19 protein-coding genes are annotated in these 18143 nt (G+C 58.2%); 11 read left to right on the forward strand and 8 right to left on the reverse strand.

Translation table 11 applies throughout. The features are described 5' to 3' along the window. Positions 1-305: 305 nt before the first annotated feature. Positions 306-1061: an XRE family transcriptional regulator gene (locus ACWHY3_RS05415; RefSeq protein WP_332778579.1), complete on the reverse strand. Its 756-nt coding sequence runs from the start codon at positions 1059-1061 to the stop codon at positions 306-308. A gap of 119 nt (positions 1062-1180) precedes the next feature. Between ACWHY3_RS05415 and ACWHY3_RS05420 the strand changes: the two genes are divergently transcribed. Continuing rightward, entirely contained in the window at positions 1181-2395 is a 1215-nt protein-coding gene (locus ACWHY3_RS05420) for a PDDEXK-like family protein (RefSeq protein WP_332778578.1), read from the forward strand. Positions 2396-2543: 148 nt separating this feature from the next. Next, on the forward strand, positions 2544-3056 hold the full coding sequence (locus ACWHY3_RS05425) for an opioid growth factor receptor-related protein (RefSeq protein ID WP_332778577.1): 513 nt from the start codon (positions 2544-2546) through the stop codon (positions 3054-3056). A 20-nt stretch (positions 3057-3076) separates the two neighbouring features. Here ACWHY3_RS05425 and ACWHY3_RS05430 read toward each other — a convergent pair whose 3' ends face one another. The 7 genes from ACWHY3_RS05430 to ACWHY3_RS05460 form a co-directional block, all read right to left on the reverse strand. Beyond that, a complete protein-coding gene (locus ACWHY3_RS05430) occupies positions 3077-3706 on the reverse strand; it encodes a hypothetical protein (RefSeq protein WP_332778576.1) in 630 nt (209 codons plus the stop codon). A 300-nt stretch (positions 3707-4006) separates the two neighbouring features. Next, on the reverse strand, positions 4007-4357 hold the full coding sequence (locus ACWHY3_RS05435) for a SapC family protein (RefSeq protein WP_332778575.1): 351 nt from the start codon (positions 4355-4357) through the stop codon (positions 4007-4009). 141 nt (positions 4358-4498) lie between these two features. Next, the gene (locus ACWHY3_RS05440) at positions 4499-4648 is read right to left on the reverse strand and encodes a hypothetical protein (RefSeq protein ID WP_448127770.1); all 150 of its coding nucleotides are present in this window, start codon (positions 4646-4648) and stop codon (positions 4499-4501) included. Between the two features lie 78 nt (positions 4649-4726). Further along, complete coding sequence (locus ACWHY3_RS05445) at positions 4727-5149, reverse strand: histone-like nucleoid-structuring protein, MvaT/MvaU family (protein ID WP_448127771.1); 423 nt, start codon at positions 5147-5149, stop codon at positions 4727-4729. A gap of 87 nt (positions 5150-5236) precedes the next feature. Further along, the gene (locus tag ACWHY3_RS05450; RefSeq protein ID WP_448127772.1) at positions 5237-6226 is read right to left on the reverse strand and encodes a hypothetical protein; all 990 of its coding nucleotides are present in this window, start codon (positions 6224-6226) and stop codon (positions 5237-5239) included. A 253-nt stretch (positions 6227-6479) separates the two neighbouring features. Then, on the reverse strand, positions 6480-6653 hold the full coding sequence (locus tag ACWHY3_RS05455; RefSeq protein WP_332778572.1) for a helix-turn-helix domain-containing protein: 174 nt from the start codon (positions 6651-6653) through the stop codon (positions 6480-6482). 205 nt (positions 6654-6858) lie between these two features. After that, positions 6859-7551 carry a YagK/YfjJ domain-containing protein gene (locus ACWHY3_RS05460; RefSeq protein WP_448127773.1) on the reverse strand — a complete coding sequence of 231 codons (693 nt, stop codon included), beginning with the start codon at positions 7549-7551 and terminating at the stop codon, positions 6859-6861. A 1236-nt stretch (positions 7552-8787) separates the two neighbouring features. Between ACWHY3_RS05460 and ACWHY3_RS05465 the strand changes: the two genes are divergently transcribed. The 9 genes from ACWHY3_RS05465 to ACWHY3_RS05505 all read left to right on the forward strand — a co-directional run bounded on the left by ACWHY3_RS05465 (position 8788) and on the right by ACWHY3_RS05505 (position 18022). Next, the gene (locus ACWHY3_RS05465) at positions 8788-9756 is read left to right on the forward strand and encodes a DUF932 domain-containing protein (protein WP_448127774.1); all 969 of its coding nucleotides are present in this window, start codon (positions 8788-8790) and stop codon (positions 9754-9756) included. A 94-nt stretch (positions 9757-9850) separates the two neighbouring features. Next, positions 9851-10036 (forward strand): hypothetical protein, encoded by a 186-nt coding sequence (locus tag ACWHY3_RS05470; protein ID WP_332778569.1) that lies wholly within the window; start codon positions 9851-9853, stop codon positions 10034-10036. Between the two features lie 11 nt (positions 10037-10047). Next, complete coding sequence (locus ACWHY3_RS05475; protein ID WP_448127775.1) at positions 10048-10785, forward strand: ERF family protein; 738 nt, start codon at positions 10048-10050, stop codon at positions 10783-10785. Between the two features lie 63 nt (positions 10786-10848). Continuing rightward, positions 10849-11460 (forward strand): lambda exonuclease family protein, encoded by a 612-nt coding sequence (locus ACWHY3_RS05480; protein ID WP_448127776.1) that lies wholly within the window; start codon positions 10849-10851, stop codon positions 11458-11460. Between the two features lie 11 nt (positions 11461-11471). Further along, positions 11472-11969: a RadC family protein gene (gene radC / locus ACWHY3_RS05485; protein WP_448127777.1), complete on the forward strand. Its 498-nt coding sequence runs from the start codon at positions 11472-11474 to the stop codon at positions 11967-11969. A 280-nt stretch (positions 11970-12249) separates the two neighbouring features. After that, positions 12250-12927 carry a hypothetical protein gene (locus ACWHY3_RS05490; RefSeq protein WP_448127778.1) on the forward strand — a complete coding sequence of 226 codons (678 nt, stop codon included), beginning with the start codon at positions 12250-12252 and terminating at the stop codon, positions 12925-12927. Between the two features lie 598 nt (positions 12928-13525). After that, positions 13526-13957, forward strand: coding sequence for an IS200/IS605 family transposase (gene tnpA / locus ACWHY3_RS05495; RefSeq protein ID WP_087721126.1), 432 nt, complete (start codon positions 13526-13528; stop codon positions 13955-13957). A gap of 134 nt (positions 13958-14091) precedes the next feature. Then, positions 14092-16974 (forward strand): SNF2-related protein, encoded by a 2883-nt coding sequence (locus tag ACWHY3_RS05500; protein WP_448127779.1) that lies wholly within the window; start codon positions 14092-14094, stop codon positions 16972-16974. A 196-nt stretch (positions 16975-17170) separates the two neighbouring features. After that, a complete protein-coding gene (locus ACWHY3_RS05505) occupies positions 17171-18022 on the forward strand; it encodes an Abi family protein (RefSeq protein WP_332778562.1) in 852 nt (283 codons plus the stop codon). Positions 18023-18143: the final 121 nt, after the last annotated feature.

The raw sequence follows: 18143 nt of genomic DNA on the forward strand, positions 1-18143 counted from the left end.
CCTGCACTTCTGAGCGTACTCCTCAACCTCTGCCTGATCAAAACGTACCGCGCTCCCAAACTGAATGAAGCCGATTTCGTGTTTGTGCCCGTATACCCAGCTCAGGCTCATACCCAGCTGGCCTGCGACTTGCTCCGGACGGAGTAGACGCTCCCCCATACTTGCCTCTCCCCTAAGCTCTATCCCCAAAGGAAACAGTTGGTTTAGGGTCAATAATACGCAAACGTATTAGCTTGTCAATGCGTTTACGTATTGCTTTGGTCGGCAAAATACTTCGAACGAGCGGATTGGAGATAGAAGTGGGCTTAAAGTCGGATTCTGGCTTCGAGGGCAACCGCAAGTATTTCTGAGGAATTGTCAAGCAAAATCAATGGATAAGACGGGTTTAGAGGCTTCAGGTAGCGCTGACCGCTTTCTTCGATGAGCTTACGGAACGTGGCTTCTTGGCTGTCGGGAAGCGTGGCAAGGACTAGCTTTCCTAGGATGGCAGGTGCGTCTGAGTCGAAAAGTACCATGGTTCCCTCTGGCAGGCTGGGTGCCACTCCTATCGGGGCAGCCATGGCATCGCCTCTGACTTCTAGCCAGAAACCTGTGCCTTCAGCCAGGAAGCTACTGGGCTCAACTCGCAGATCCGTTGAGTCCGCAGCTCTGTACGACTGGTGAATAGCTGCAGCCTGTTCCCAGCTGAATATAGGGTAGCGGTAGATGGGGGGCGTTGGCTTTGCTGCTGGTTTGTAAGGGGCCACCATGCCCGCTGCTCCTGCCTGAATAAGCGCTGAGCCTAGGCTAGGCTTGGTGTCTGCTGACCTGGGGGCAGAAGCCTCGTTCGGACGAGTGGGCTGCGGAAGCGGGTCACCATGAGCGAGATAGCTAACAGTGGTGCCCAGCGCTTGTGCAATTTTTTCAAGATTTGAGATTCTTGGCGATTTGCTGGAGCCTTTCAAAATTCGGTGAATGGTGGGTTGAGGCACGCCTGCACGTCTTGCGAGCTTGTTTTCACCAAAGCCTTGTTTTTCCATGATTTTTTGAAGTCTTTCGGCGATACTAGTTGACTCGTGCATTGCTGGACTGCCTTGGAAGTGGTGGCTTCAAAGATTAATACGCAAAAGTATTGGAAATTTTCCCTGCTGTCCAGAGAGCTCAAAGCTCCTAGGTTCCTTCGAACAGACAAGGAGAGAGCGTGTCTTCTCACGACATGTTGCTACAACTGGCTTCCCTGCTACGCCAGCGCTATGTCCGTCCGCCGAGCTTCAATCTGTTTACTACACTGCGCGGCGCCAACGACGAGGTGCGCCTGCATTCCCGCTTTCTAGCCGCTTTGCTCGACCCGCAGGCCCACGGTCTGGGCAATACCCCAATGCGCGAGTTGCTCGCACTCTGCGAGATTCGTGACTTCGCCTTGGAGGGGCTTCGAGTGGAGTGCGAGCGTTGGCACATCGATATCCTAGTGACCAACGCTCAGCGGCAGGCGCTGCTCATCGAAAACAAGATCCATGCCGGGGATCAGGAAGGGCAGCTATTGGGCTACCACCAGCGCCTTCAAGAGATCGGCTACCGCGACATTCATGTTGTCTATCTGAGTCTGGATGGTCGTGATCCTCGGGAAGACAGCCTAGGTGAACTCCGGCATGCAAAAAGCGGCAGTTACACTGCGCTGAGCTATTCGGCCGATCTCGTCCCCTGGCTGGAGTCCCTGTTGGGATGCGCTGCCCTTGATCCACCGCTGCGCGAAAGCCTTGCCCAGTACCGGCAATTGATCCTGCAACTGACTGGACACAACATGGATAGTGATCACCTGGCGACCCTTACTGAGACTCTACTGCACGGTGAGAATCTGCTAAGCGCCCACGATATTCGCCTGGCCTACGATGAGGCGCTGATACGCCTACATGCCAAGCTCTGGCGGGCCCTTCGAGCGAGAATCGAAGAGTTGCATCCGGTTATGGCTGAGCACATCGGCGATGCCTCTTTGGCGGATGAGGCGCTCGATGGTTATTGCCGAGCCTATGGAGAGCGTCGACGCAACAGCAAACACTTCGGTCTCTTTTATCGCATACCCGGCTATGAAGACACGGTCTGTGCCGGTATTCAGGTCGAGGATGCCCTTTACTGGGGCATCTACTGCTATGAGCCGGGCGACCCGAGTAGCCACCGTGCCCTCTGCGAGCACTTGGATGAGCACGGCCACAGCGCGAGCCGCAACGTCCACTGGCCTAGCTATACATATGGCCCTCTAAGCCTGGACTTCCGTTCGCCAAGCAACGATCTGCTTTTACAGCTTGCCGATCCGGCTCGTTTTGAGAGCCTGGTGGTGACTATCACGGACGAGGTGGTGCGACTGTGGGAGCTCTGTCGGGTGGATTGTGATGCGACCGGTCGGCAGATTCACAGCTGAAGCACCATGGTGGTGGGGGGCTCTCGAGAGGTGAGAGTGTGACTGACGAGGGGGCGAAGCGAAGCCGTATTTGGGGCGTGCTGCTGGAATCGAGTCACGTTGACCACGTCATCACTGTACTGGCTAACCAGTTTACACGGATGAGGTAATGGACGAATTCGACTCGCAACTGATCACCTTCTATCGCGGTGAAGGTCCCGACCACCACGGGCGGACGGTCCAGGACCTATGGGCTTTGTCACCATTCTGGTTGGAACACACCCATGATTACGTGCAGTGGCTATTCCCGATTCCCGAGGCGGGGCGCTTCAACGGCTTCGCACCGGTGCTGAGCAACGCCGACCGTGCCTCCTTCGCCGCTGATGAGACACTGCAAGCCAACCTGCGCCGCTCGCTGGGCGTGATGCTAGCGTTCTTCGGGCTCACCCGTTGTGGGCTTGTCATCGAGGCGCTGCCAGAACTCAACATGCGCGATCATATCTGGCTCAAGCGCGGTGGCCATAACCACCTGCGCATCTCGCGGATCATCCGCAGTCTGCATCTCTGCCACCAGCCCGAGCTGGCGGCGGCCTTTCAGCGGGCCGTGATTGAGATCGGCACGTCCCAGGGCGTGGTGTCCGAGCAGTCGGTGGCCTACTGGCGAGCGGCCAACCAGACCTGATGGCGTGCGACCGATATCCGCTATCCCTGGATCTCGAGGATCACGATCTGGAACGCGCGATTGGCCATCGGCAGATGATCATGGTTGAGAAACGGGTGCTGGGGTTCGGAGGCGATCAGGTTCACGTCCTGGTCGTCTAGTCCGGCCGTGTGCAACGCCATATCCAGCCGTTCGATCAGGCGCCCGGTGGTATCCCGCTCCGGTGGGCAGCGGCGGGTCAGCACCAGGTAGTTGGTCTTGAGGCTGTGCCGACCGGCATGGCGGCTGACCTTGGCCAGGCGGCGGATATCGCTGATCAACCCCTGCATGGCATCGCCCCGCTTGAACTCCAGGATATGCGCGGTGCGTCCCCGTTTGCCCGTGTGCAGTACAAGGTCGAAACGCCCCTCGGGACGCAGGTCGGGTTCCCGAAGCAGTTCGGCGATGTCGTCGACCTGCATGTCCGAGGCCTCGAAGGTGCGCTTGACCTGCGCTTCCAGCCGATAGCCGAAGTTGTCGAAGTGCTCGGCGAAGTAATCGGCCACCCTCGTGGCCATGAAGAACTCCGGCATGCGATGCAGCGAGGAGCGAGAAAGGCGTTGGGCATCCTCATGGGCGGCAAGCAGGGCCTCCATGATGGCGTTGAGGCGGTTGTTGGGTGAAGACCTCATGGGTGACCTCCCTGGTCAGTAATAGAGCCGTGATCACCACGGGCACGCTGAGCAGCCAGGCGATGATCGATACGATCGGCATCTCAAGCTCCCTTTTATGGCCGGTGTTGGTGATACCGTGATACATCGGCATATGGCGTCGACACTTGAGCCAACTAGAACAGCAGACAGCCGGTGAGTATGAATAACCTCACCAGCCATCCTGGATTGCCCTGTGCGGAGTTTTATGACGCGACTTGGTAAATCCCCTATCTCACGGCATAAAAGCGGCTCTGGGGCCGCTGTGCGCCTTGACGTGGGTCAGGATGTGGTGATCGAGACGCCCAGTTTCTTCTGGGAGTCGGCAATGGCCAGCACCAGGGAGATGATCTGGCCCATCTTGTCCCTGCCGATCTTGTCCAGCTTGGCACCCAGGGCCTTGTCGTTGACCAGATAGCACTCCACACGCTCGCCCAGGTGATCGACTTCAGCGGGTTCGAGGATCTCAGCTTCGTGCATGAGCCGGACCAGTTCATTGGTGCGGTGTTCATCTTCGGCACAGCCTTGGAGCTTATTGATGCGGTACTGCAGGAAAGGCGTCAGTTCGCCGTTCTCGAACAGCTTGAAGCCCTTGTCCAGCTGGAAGTGCGGGGCTTCAAGGACAACTACCAATGGGGGAGAGAGTTCGCGAGCACCCGGTGTTGAGGCTTGTAGAGGATCATCCTCCCTCATCATCGATGCCAGCATCAATGAAGTGTCGCCACGCCACCGGGGTATGCTCGGCGAATAGGTTCTCAGTATCAGACGGTGTGATCAGAGCGCTGAGCCGACGATGGGGTAGCGTGTGGCCAGAGGATGAATACCAGTGATCAGAAGATCCACGATGGTTTGCTGGGAGGCCAACATTGCATTGTCGATGGGCGTGAGCCGCAGGTCAGCGTGAAGGTCGGGAGAGAGCCGCATGAAACGTCCTTAGGTTACGTGCTGAGGGGAAAGCGTATGTCCGTATTGCCAGTAGTATGTTGGCGTGTATTAGCACGGTTACGATGACGAGAAGTCATCCTCTATAACCTCGCCCCAGCTCTTTACAGTATCTTCGTCGTACTCTCTTTTCCATTCCTGGAGCGTGGCATTGCGAAGACTTCTCGCTTTCACCACCTTTCCCGTAACTGGGTGGGTGTAGCGTTTCAATGGTTGTTTCTGGCTCGCCTTGCGACGGACGGGCTTATTGGAGGGATCGTGCGTGGCTGGGCCGAAAAGCTTGAGCAGATCCTCTCTCTTCTTTTCGTAAGTCTCCAGGACTGCTTCGATCTGTTGCTTGAATTCCATGTCATGCTGAAACTCTTCGTCTTTTTTCAGGCGCTCGAGCTTTGCGTCGACCTGCTTCTTCTCGTGCTCGCACCTCGCCTCGATTTGTTTCTTCTCTTGCTCGAGCCTTTCGTATTCAAGGAGCTTGTCCGTCATTCTTCTTCCTAGCGCAGGTGGTCTTGGTCCGCGCTAGGGTAGAATATTCCGTTTCTCGAATCTAGTGATCCTTGTCGGCGACATGCGTTATCTTTTCTTGTTTCGTACGTTGGCACGCTTCTTTCCCGGCGTCTGTGATTTGACCAGCGTTCTGGTGTTAGCCGGCAGGTCGTAGTGAAGATAGGTATCATAGTGGCTCAGGTAATGGATCAGGGCTTTCCGTCGCTGCCTGTCTTCCGGTGCCTTCACCGACCAGATGCCATTGATCCTCGGCGCTTCGGGATGGAGGGGTTCGCCCTCGATCCAAGCGATACCGCTGTGACGTGTTGCCCTGTCCCAACGTTTGGCAAGAGCTTGCGCTAAGGATGCTGCTTCTTGGACATGGCGGGCGTCGTAGAGAAAGATCATGTCGTGAACAAGCCCTTTCATTGGGTGGTAGTGCAACTTTCCTACATAGCCTACCAGGTCACTAAATAAAGGATTGCCTTCCCGGTTCTTCAAAAAATCTTTTCGATCTTTCAATGTTTGCTGTAGATCCTCGTAGCGCTTGGTCTTGTAGCCTAGCTGGATGTGTACCCACAAGATGTTTGGCGCTTGGCGAAATGCCGCCCTCATCCATTTGTTTAACGTTTCGTAGCGATCCTTGGTCGCTTTGTCCGCTGTTTTTACCTTGCGTCTAAAGGCCGTGCTGGTGATCTCCTTTGAGAGAGCCTTGAGCGAGAGGTCGAAACGTTGGCTGATGCGGCTTGCTCTACTTTCGTGAAAGATCCAGATTTCATTGCTACCAAAGTCCTGTAGGCACCAGCGAAAGTGTTTCAGGAAAGCTCTGGCGTGCAGGCTAAGGTTGTAGCGGTGGTCGTCTAACGTCAGAAGTGTTTGGACAAAAGTACGGCACTGATAAAGGCGGCTGTCTTTTATTAGATGCCATCGTACTTGACCTTTCTGTGATCCCCAGCGAATGGTGTTCGGATCGAAGTCATCTTCCAGCATCCGTTCTTGTATTTGACGTTTGGGGATGGCGCGTATGGCTTTCTCGATCTCAGGTAACTGTGAGATGGCGTCATCACTGTCGAACATCCAAGCACCTTCTCGCGGGTGCCCAGGACGTTTGAACACACTGCCAAGCGTCAGGGGGCTGGTCTGTGGAAAATGAGCTTGGAGGAAAGGAGGATTGTCAGTAGGAGGCATCATGGCAATGGCGGCTTAGTCGTTGCGAAGAGCCAAATATCCTAGCATATAGACCAATACTTATTGTCCGAAATTGCCAAAGATATTTCTGTGTAATATCTAAAATCAATGACTTAGCTGATCAGATGGGGCCATTCCCTTTTCATTCAGGCTGCTCGCGTGCCCAGCGCTCCAGGAGGGCCTGGCCGACCCCCGAGGGCAGCCGTCGACCCTGCTCCCACTCCTGCAGGGTCCGCACGCTGACCCCTAGCTCAGCCGCCAGCGCCGTCTGGCTCATGCCACGAATCCGGCGCAGGGTCATGACGTCACGTAGCAATCGGCGAGTGGGTTCCTTGCGTTCCATCCTGGCAAGACGACGATCTCCCCACGGATCGTGGGATGACGATCCTTCTTGGATTTCACGCGTGTTATGAGGGAACGAGAGGGAAGGAAACATCGAAGTCGGGAACATCATCTGGCACCTTGTTGAGAGAGGCAGGACGGGTCCGCCAAAGACGGACCCATACCATGTCACTCAGTGATTAAAGACGACTGCCGTCGAAGACGTGAACTCCTTGACCGAACGGTTTGCTGTAGGCCTTGCACAGGTAGCTAGCCATGTACACCGCTTCATTCATGGCCATCCAGTCATCCCGGTGCAGGACGCAGGACCAGGGTTCTTTGGTGACCGGGTTCTTGCAGACATGGATCAGCTGATGGAAACGAGGATCGTCTTGGGCGAATCCCATCGCCTTTAGCCAGGACCGCATCATGCGGTGGTAGAGGTTGTCGAATGAGTAGACCCCAAACCAATCTGGACCGAATGCCCCCAGGCTGTCGTAGGCGTTCCTGTTGAGCATGATCATCAGATGGTAGTGGGGCTTGTCGCTGTTGACTTGCTCGCGTGCCCACAGGTAGTGCAGCTGGGTCGGGTACTTGGTTTGCCTCCGCTTGAGCTCGTAGCGGAAATTGTCAACGAACCTCGCAAGCACGTCGTTTGTCTCGTGCATGGGTAGGTGCGGCATCTCACTCGGAAAGTGAAGGTCTATGCGAAAAATGATGGTGGAATGGTTGACCCGTGTCACGGCATCGAGCGTGTGCAAGGAGCGGTCCAGGTACTCAACGATCAAGGGGCCATCCGTCCAATACTGAACGTCAAAGCCTCGATAGATGTCGTCGTAGTGAAGGCGAAGCTTGTCGTTGAGCGGATGACGAAGGGGGTGATGTTGAAACATGAGGAGATACCTCGCTGTGGGAATGGTGAAGGATTCCGCAGCGATGGTCTTGTCGGTCGATAGGGGGATGATAGGGAACGGTAGGCATTGACCTGGACATGATGCTGACGAACATCTGAGCTTCATATCAGGCGTTCTCCAGACGCCTGTGAGGTCAATCGGTAGAGATCATGTTGGATGATGATTCCATAGGGAGTGGTCTGTGTGGGACCACTCCTTGGATGATCTATATCGATCCTGGATGGGCTTTCACAAGTGAGCCCATCATGACCTAGTATCTATCCCTTTGGACCCTGTTAAGAGTCTAGTGAATCTCCCTATAATACTTACCCGTCAGTGACGCATGTCGGAACCCCAGGGAAACCCTATCCCTGGTCATGCCAATCGCCCCAGTTTCCTGGCGAATGAGGTGTCACTCACTTTTTCGGGAAATTCCGTTATCGATCCGTACAAGACACCGCGACGATGCTGTCACGGTTCCGCTGCATCTCATCTCACAGCGCTGTAAAACATTACGTCGTCCCGACTCGTCACCTTGGAGTACATTGGACGGATGTTCTGAAACATGCTCAGTAAACCGGCGAAGGCCTCAAAACCCGGCTTTTTCCCGTAGCTGGCGTATACCTAGATGATGCAGCGGGTGTGTCGCCTTGGATTTTGCCCGTTGTCGATTTAACCGAATTTCAAACCTGTACTACCTCCTTGAAGCCCCAGCCGGATGGTTTCGTTCTCATGTCTTTCCCTATGGAGGAGGTAGTGCCATGTCTATGTCTTGTCCCAGCTGTGGCGCGTCGAGGGTGGTGTCGCGCCATCATGGACGAAAGGTCGGAGGCACCACGGGCGCCATAGCCGGAACAGCGAGTGGTGCGGCTGGCGCCTGGAGTGGCGCCGAAGCTGGTGCTTTGGTTGGTGCAGTAGGTGGACCGGTAGGGATCGCCGTCGGCAGCATCGCTGGAGCAGTGTTTGGTGGACTGGTCGGTGGTACGGCAGGCGGGGTCGCCGGAGCACGTCTGGGCAGCCAGCTGGATGATCAAGTGCTCGACAACCTCGAGTGCCGAGCCTGTGGTCACACCTTTCGCCCCCACGTCGACTGATCCCTCACAACACGCTCTAGCGCGTCCATCACTGCTTTGGTGGTGACCCCTCGATTCTCTTTCTCAACATGCTCACGGTTGGCCCGCTTTCCTTGGGGAGCGGGCCGTTATGCCGTGTTCGTCTCTAAAAGGAGCTTTATCCATGGCACATCAGATCGAACAGATGGCTTATGTCGGCGACACCCCCTGGCATGGCCTGGGGCAGCAACTCTCGCGTCATCAGACCCTGGAGGTGTGGCGGCAGCAAGCTGGCATGGACTGGCACATCGAAGAATCCCCGGTGCGCTTCATCGCCGATGGTGCCGGGCACCTGGGCAGCATCCACTCCTTCCCCGAGCAGAAGGTGCTCTACCGCTCCGACACTCGTACCCCGCTGTCGGTGGTCTCTCAGCGCTACAAGGTGGTCCAGCCCGAGGAGGTGCTGGAGTTCTATCGAGACCTGACCGAGTACGCCGGCTATGAGCTGGAGACCGCAGGGGTGCTCAAGGGCGGGCGCAAGTTCTGGGCGCTGGCTCGCAGTGGCTTTGGGACGGCGCTGAGGGGCCAGGATCAGGTCAACGCCTACCTGCTGCTGGCGACCTCCTGTGACGGGTCTCTGGCCACGGTGGCGACACCTACCTCGGTACGGGTGGTGTGCAACAACACCCTGACCATCGCCGTGGATGGCATGGCACAGGGGGTGAAGGTGCCGCACAGCACAGAGTTCCGTCCACAGCTGGTCAAGCAGCAGCTGGGCATCTCGGTCTCGCAGTGGGACGACTTCATGTACCGCATGAAGACGCTGGCCGAGCGCAAGGTGAGTCAGGAAGAAGTGAAGAGCTACTTCCAGTCGGTGATCTGCAACGCCGAGGCGCCGCTGGAAGATGCGTCCAAGCTACCTAACTTCCGTGCCCTCAATCGCGTCCAGAAGCTCTACCAGGGCGAGGGACGTGGTTCTCAACTTTGTACGGCGCAAGGCACCGCCTGGGGCCTGCTCAACGCGGTCACCGAGTACGTGGACCACGAGAAGCGCGCTCGCAGTAACGACTACCGCATGGACTCCGCCTGGTTCGGCCAGGGCGCCGGCCTCAAGGACAAGGCGCTGGAATCCGCTCTTGCGCTGGTGGCCTGAACGGCGTCCTGCGTTCTCCTATCCCCTTCTTTCCCTTACCACGGCATAGCGCCCGGCCCCTTGAAAGGCCGGGCGTTTTTTTCTGGAGGTACTGATGCAATCACCCGTGACTTTTGAGATCTGCCATGCCCTGACCCAGCTGACGCGTCAGTTGCTGGAGGCTGGCGAGCAAGCGACCGAGACCCACGTGCTGGCCAAGGGCCAGGTCTATCGCGTGGCCGTATCCCTGGAGCCGGTCCCGACCGAGGAGCTCCCTGACGTCATCCAACGCTATCGATAACGGAGGCCACCATGGCAACCCCCATTCATCCCAAGACCGCCGACCAGACACCGATCGCTCAAGCCACCCAGGACAGCACCGCGATCATCCAGGTAATCGAGCGGGCCGCCCTCAACCCCGAGGTCGATATCGACAAGATGGAGCGCCTGCTGCAAATGCAGGAGCGGGTGCTCGACCGCCAGGCGCTGATGGCCTATAGCGCCGCCATGGCGGCCATGCAGACCGAACTGCCGAGCATCGCCGAGCGTGGCAAGACCAACAACGGTCACTACGCCACCCTGGAGGACATCGTCGACACCGTACGCCCGATCATGAAGAAGCACGGCTTCGCGGTGAGCTTCCGCATTCAGACCCAGGAACGCGGCATCCAGGTCACCGGTGTACTGATGCACCAGGACGGCCATCGGGAAGAGACCAGCATGCTGCTGCCGGCCGATACCAGCGGCAGCAAGAACGCTGTTCAAGCCTTTGGCTCCTCGACCAGCTACGGCAAGCGGTACGTGCTGTGTGCCCTGCTCAACATCACCACCCGTGGCCAGGACGACAACGGTCACGCCGCCGCCCCGGTCAAGCTGGTCACTCCCTTCCAGGCCGGACAGATCCGGCAGCTGATTGCCGCCTGTCCCCCGGCCACTCAGGAATGGTTCGTCGGCAAGTACAGCGACGCCGAGCAGGTGCCCCGTGGCGACTTCGACAAGTTGCGTGCCTCCCTGCAGAAGCGGGCCCAGCCCAATCGTCAACATCACTGAGCAGCCGGCGAGGGGATGACCTCCCCTTGCGGCCTATGCCGTTTCATCGAGAAGGAGATCGTTATGCAGATCCTGACACTGGACCAGGGCACGCCCGAGTGGCATGCCGCCCGCCTGGGCATCGTCACCATGTCTGAGCTGAAGACCCTGCTGGTCAAAGGCAAGGGGCCGGGAGGCTTCGGTGCCGGTGCGATGAGTTACATGCACCAGCTGATCGGCGAGCGCATCACTGGCGAGCCGTCCGACAGCTTCCAGGGCAACGCTCACACCCAGCGGGGGCATGAGCTGGAGCCCGTGGCTCGGGAGCTCTATTTCGAGGCCACCGGTCTACCGCGCCTGGAGCAGGTTGGCATCATCCTCAACCACGGGGTGGGCTACTCGCCCGACTGCCTGGTCGACAGCAATGGCCTGGTGGAGATCAAGACCAAGCTGCCCAAGTACCAGATTGAGCTGCTGCTGGCCGACGAGCTACCCCAGGAGCACGTCGCTCAGTGTCAGGGCGGCCTGTGGGTCAGCGAGCGGGAGTGGATCGACTTCGTCAGCTACTGGCCAGGCATGCCGCTGTTCGTGAAGCGCACCTACCGGGACGAGACGCTGATCCGCACCATCGCCGAGCGCGTCGAGGCCTTCTACGAGGAACTGGAGCGCCGCATGACCATGGTCATGGCGGCCTGAGGAGCTACACAATGCACCATCGCAAGCTGAGTGCCGGCGAGGCCGCCGGTACCTATCGCATCACTGATACGGTGACCGAAGCGGAGCTATTGAGCATCGCCAAGGCCTTCGCTCGCCGACGGCTAGCCAGGGGACGCAAGCTTACCAAGCCCGCGCTGGCGTTCGAGCACCTGCAAGTGCTGCTGCAGGACTACGAGCACGAGGTATTCAGCGCCCTGTTCCTCGACAGCCAGCACCGCGTGATCTGCTTCGAGAAGCTGTTTCGCGGCACCATCGACTCGGCGAGCGTCTACCCACGTGAAGTGGTCAAGCAGGCCCTGGCCTGCAACGCTGCTGCGGTGATCCTGGTCCACAACCACCCCTCAGGTGATCCTGAGCCCAGCGACGCAGATCGTCGTATCACCCAGCATCTGCAAGAGGCGCTGGGCCTGATCAATGTGCGGGTCATTGATCATATCGTGGTTGGGGTGGACCGCTGTGTGTCGCTGGCGGAGCAGGGCGACCTGTAGCGCCCACTGACTGGCAGGACTCAATCTTGGATTATCTCATATCGCCGGTGCTGCCCTCAGGGTGGCACCGGTGTGCTGGGAGTTATTTTTTTGTTTAGCTCAAGGTTGACACAATTACGTGAGCTTATTATGTTTTTCCTGCGTTGATAGAGACGCGCCGCCCGCATCGGCAAAGCTTAGGCACTATACCTACCAGCACTATTGATACACCTGACTTCGAAAGATTTCTGTCAGCGGGCAACAGGAAGCACAACGTCATCAATCTTTCGAGGATACAGCTGTGTCAAAAACTATCACTCCTGACCAGATCCAACTGGTCAAAACCGCTGCCAAGCGTTTGAAGAAGTCTTTGCCCGACGCCAAACTGCAGAAGTGCCAGGACATCGCCGCCTACCAATTCCTGGGCGTTTCCAGCTTCCACGAGGCTGTGGCGCTGTCGAAAGCTGCCGCCGCTGCAGCCCAGCCAAGTCCGGAAAGCGACTCCCAGCAATATGAAAATCCTGACGTGAACGCAGACCCTTGGCGTCAGAAAGGAAAGGTCTCCTATGCCGAACATACCGGCTTGGTTCCTGCTCATTCCGTCGGTGACTGGAACTACTTCACGGAAGATCACACGCTGTCTTTCGATGGGGAGTACCTACCCTATGCCTTTTCGCTAAATCGGCTCACGACGACTGCTAGGCTTCTGGATATCATCCTGCAGTTGGAAAAGAAGCGTTGGCCGCGTCGGGAGGCTGAAGAAAACGGCATCAGCCCTCACTATCAAGTGCAGGAGTTCCTTGAGCTGATGAACGATCTGAGCGAGGCATACCTCGGGACATCGCTGCAAGGTGCTTTTTCTCCTGGGGGGAAACCGCAGGTGGTGGATTGGGCAGCGGCGATTGAGCAACATGGAGAGGCGGCGCTTACTGCCCGTATCGCGAAGAAAACCGAGTACGTCCGACGCTTTGGACTTTAACGCAATGCCGATCCGATAGCCGCCATTCCCGGCGGCTATCTTACTCCTGCATCTGTGTGACTAATCTCCCGAGTTCCTTCTAATCTACTGATCTGCATGGCAACGCTGTGGATATCGGCACCCTCTGCGAGGTGTAGATGCCTGGCCTCTACTGGACCATGCCCGCCAAGTAGGTCGGGCTCACGCCCCGCAGGCTCAGCGACATTCGGCAGCGTGAGCTTTATCGTGATCACTTGCTGGGCGCGGTGTTCGCCCCGCCTGCCCGCTATTAAGAGGACGAAAGTCTCAGGCCATCGCCAGGCCACCGATCCAGCCACCGGTAGCGAGTGCTACCAGTGCCCGTTCAGCGTGAAGGCGACCTGCGAGTCGTTGGCCGAGCGAGGAGAGCTGTAGGGTGTGTGAGCTCCCCATTACGTCATAGCACCGGTGCTGCCCTCAGGGCGGCACCGGTGTGCTGTAGGGGGGCTTCCAATGGCGCCTTGATCTCGCTGAATAAATAAGGTAATCCCCCGGCTTTGCCGGGGGACTACCCGAGGTTTGACCGTGTGATGCGGTCAAAGGGAACCTCCAATCTCGGCCAAGAGATAGGAAGTTCCCAATGAGAGAGTACCAGAGTCTTGCTCACACAACATGGAACTGCAGGTATCATGTCGTGTTCATCCCCAAAAAGCGAAAGAAGGCGATCTTTGGTGGTATCCGAAAACACCTTGGTGAGGTGTTCCATGAGCTGGCAAGACAGAAGGAGTGCCAGATCGTAGAGGGGCACCTGATGCGTGATCACGTTCACATGTGTATCAGCATCCCTCCGAAGCACTCGGTGTCACATGTGGTTGGCTACATCAAAGGTAAGAGTGCGATATCTATAGCCAGAAATTTCATGGGCAGATCGCGAAATTTCTCTGGTGAAAGCTTCTGGGCGAGAGGTTATTTCGTCTCGACAGTAGGGCTTGATGAAGGAATGGTAAGGGCCTATATCCGGAATCAGGAAAAGGTGGATGAGCATTATGATCAGCTCAAGTTTGGAATGTGAGGCAGCCGCCTTCAGGCGGCTCAGATTCTTGCCCCTTTGAGGGGCTAACAATATAAAGCCCCCGGCTTTGCCGGGGGATACTTACTGGAAGTCACAGAGTAAGGCGATAGCTAATACTGGAGCAGGGTGCAGGGATGACCACAGAGCGCATTACGGACTACCACGCCAAGTACTACGCCTACGAGCTGACCCGACAGCGGCGGGGCGGTGATGTGGATCGGTTGGCAGCCTCCCTGTTCGATGCCTCAGTCGATCTCAACCCTCACCAGATCGATGCGGCCCTGTTCGCCCTGCAGAACCCGCTGACCAAGGGCGTTCTTCTGGCCGACGAGGTGGGGCTGGGCAAGACGATCGAAGCAGCGCTGGTCATCTGCCAGTACTGGGCAGAGCGTCGGCGTCGGTTGGTAGTGATTGCCCCAGCAGCCCTGCGTAAGCAATGGGCGAGCGAGCTGGCCGAGAAGTTCCACCTGCCCACCCAAGTGCTGGATGCTCGCACCTACAAGCAGCAGCGTGATCAGGGGATCTACAACCCGCTGGATCAAAATGTCATCAGCGTGATGTCCTACCACTTCGCGGCTAAGCTGGAACCTCAGCTGCGCACCATCCCCTGGGACTTGGTGGTGATCGACGAGGCCCACAAGCTGCGTAACGCTCACCGCGAGAGTCATCGCACCGGGCAGGCCATCAAGCGGGCCTTCGCCGGCAGCCGGAAGCTGCTGCTCACCGCCACACCATTGCAGAACTCACTGCTTGAGCTCTATGGGCTCTCCACGGTGATCGATGACCAGCTATTTGGGGACGCGATCAGCTTCCGCCGCCAGTTTATGCGCGGTGGTAATGACATCGAGGGGCTGCGACGCCGGCTGGAGGAGTTTGCCAAACGCACCCTGCGCCGCCAGGTGCTGGAGTATGTGCAGTACACCGAGCGCAAGGCGCTGACGATCCCCTTCACTCCCTCCCAGGATGAACAGCGGCTCTACCATCTGGTCTCCGGCTATCTGGAACGCGAAGACAGCTATGGCGTGCCCACCCGCCAACGGCATCTGGTGTCACTGGTCATACGCAAGCTGCTGGCATCGTCTACCACCGCCATCATCCAGACGCTGGAGACGCTAAAGCAGCGGCTGGAGTCGCTGCATGACCGGCATCAGGTCGAGCAGGACTGGCTGGAGCGGCTATTGGCCGATGAATCGCTTGATGAGGAGCTGCTGGAAGCCGCGGAAGCCGATGAAGTGGAGGAGGACGACGCCCAGCCCCTGGCCGACCAGGAGATCAACCCGACTCGGCTGCAGGGCGAGATCGCCGAAATCGAGCAGTACCTGAGCCTTGCTCGGAGCATCCATGAAGATGCCAAGTCCCATGCGCTGGTCACCGCGCTGGAAACCGGCTTTGCCCGCATGGATGAGATGGGGGCTCCTCGCAAGGCGGTGGTGTTCACCGAGTCACGACGCACCCTGGAGTACCTCAGCCGCTTTCTGGAGCGACACGGCTTTGCTGATCAGGTCGCCACCTTCAGCGGCACCAACAACAGCCCGAGCGTGACGGGCATCTACCAACGCTGGCTTGCGGATCATGCCGGTAGTGACCGGGTTACCGGCAGCCCCGCCATCGATCGACGCACCGCCATCATCGACCACTTCCGAGACAAGGCGCAGATCCTGGTGGCTACCGAGGCGGCTGCCGAAGGGGTCAACCTTCAGTTTTGTAATCTGGTGGTGAACTACGACCTGCCATGGAATCCTCAGCGCGTGGAGCAGCGCATCGGTCGCTGCCACCGCTACGGCCAGCAGTTCGATGTGGTGGTGGTTAACTTCCTTAACCAGCGCAATGAGGCCGACAAGCGTGTTCTCGAGCTACTGAGCGAGAAGTTCCAGCTGTTCGATGGCTTGTTCGGTGCTTCCGATGAAATTCTCGGCCGGCTGGAGTCTGGCGTGGATGTCGAGAAGCGCATCGCCGATATCTACGCCACCTGCCGCACACCGGACGCCATCGAGGCGGCCTTCGCCGAGCTGCGCGAGCAGCTGGAGGCCGATATCGATGATCGCATGCGTGAGACCGAGAGCAAGCTGCTGGAGCATTTTGACGAGCAGATTCATGAGTTGCTGCGCATCCAGCGAGACAAGGCCGAGGCCCAGCTCGACCGCACCGGCAAGCTGTTTTGGAAGCTGACCCGGCACTGCCTGTCGGGACAGGCCAAATTCAACGATGGCCGTCTGACCTTTCACCTGGAAGCGCCTCCCGTCGATAATGTGACCGCCGGTGACTACTGGCTGATTCGCAAGGGGAAGGGCATCAAGCCGCCCGAGAACGCTCACGTCTACCGGCTGACTCATCCGCTGGGCGAATACGTGCTCGACAGCGGTCGCCGCCAGGAGACCCCAGCCGCCACGCTACGCTTCCAGCTATCGGACCATCCGCTGCGAATCTCGGTACTCGAACAGCTCACCGTTCGCCGTGGTTGGCTGGAACTGAATCTGCTGGAGCTGGACAGCTTCCAGCACGAGGAGCACCTGGTCTTCACTGCCCTGGCTGACGATGGCACTCACCTCGACCAGGAAGCCTGTGAGCGGCTCTTCAATGTGACCGCCGAGGTAATGCCCGATAGCGCCCTTGAACCCTCTCAGGAGCTCTCTGCGCTCGCCAAGCGGCAGCTGGATGCCACCCTTAGCCGCGTGCTGGAGGAGAACCACAGCTACTTCCAGCGCGAACGCGACAAGCTGGAGGCCTGGTCCGATGACCAGATTGCCTCCAGCGAGGCCCAGTTGGAGGATACCCGCGCCAAGATCAAGGACGCCAAGCGTCGCTCACGCACCGCCGAGACCCTGGAGGAGCAGAAGGCCGCGCAGGAAGCGCTCAAGACGCTCGAGCGGCAGCAGCGCCGCGACCGCCAAGCGATTTTCGACGTTCAGGACGAGATCGAGGAGAAGCGCGACGCGCTCATCGATGCCCTGGAGCGCCAGATGCACCGCAAGAGCCAGACTCATCGGCTGTTCAGGATCCGCTGGGAGCTGGTGTGAAGGGCATGATGGCCCATAGTCGTCGTGGTCGGTTGACCTTGGAGGGTCAACTGCCTAAACTTGCCTTCAACAACACCCCCCACGCTTCCCGTCAGATCAGCGCACCATGGGGGGTTACTTTTTTGTGTGATCAATGAGATACGATAAACCTGCCCTCAGCTATGCCGATCAGCTCGCTCGTCTTCGCGAGCGGGGTATGCAGGTCCGGGATGAAGCCCGAGCCGAGCACTATCTGGCCCACCTGAACTACTATCGACTCGCCGCCTACTGGCTCCCCTACGAGGCAGACCACGGGAGCCATACCTTCCGCCCGGGCACCCAGTTCGAGACGGTGCTGGATCATTATCTGTTTGATCGTGAGCTGCGCTTGCTGCTGCTCGATGCCATCGAACGGATCGAGGTGTCGCTGCGCGGCCACTTCGCCTATCAGCTGGGCCACCGCCATGGACCGCATGCGCTGATGCAGGCCTCGCTGTTTACAGACTCCAACCGGTGGAACTATCGGAACGGGTTGGCCGGCCTTCTCAAGGATGTGCAGAGTAACCGTGAGGTGTTCATCCAGCACTTCCGCACACATTACGATGAGCCCCTGCCGCCCGTGTGGGCGGTGGTGGAGATCATGAGTTTCGGCCAGCTTTCGAAGTGGCTCAAGCATCTTGCTCATAGCGATGACCGCAACGCCATCGCCAGGCCCTATTGCCTGGATGAGCGGATCCTGACCTCCTTCTGCCACCATCTGAACGTAGTCCGCAACCACTGTGCTCATCATGCCCGGGTCTGGAACCGTGAGCTGACGGTGAAGTTCACGCTGCCGCGCAACCCCCAGCCGTTGGGGGAGAGCCTGGTAAAGACCAGAGACGAATCGGCGCAGCGCAAGCTTTACAACACCTTGACGATGCTCGCCTATCTGCTTGATGTGATCAGCCGCCATCACCACTTTCGAGAGCGGCTGGCGGAGCTGATCGAGCGCTATGCCATCAACCCCGCAAGCATGGGCTTCCCCGACGATTGGCTGCAGCGACCCACGTGGCTCGGGCGTCTTTCCTAGAGCCGGGCACTTCCACCGGGTATCATCAGCACCATATAAATTTCCACCGGACAGGCCTCGTCGCCTGGTCGTGCTGTCTTTTAATTGCCTGAATTGGCGGGACCTTCTCGCCAGTTACACA

Source organism: Salinicola sp. NYA28a, assembly GCF_976982775.1.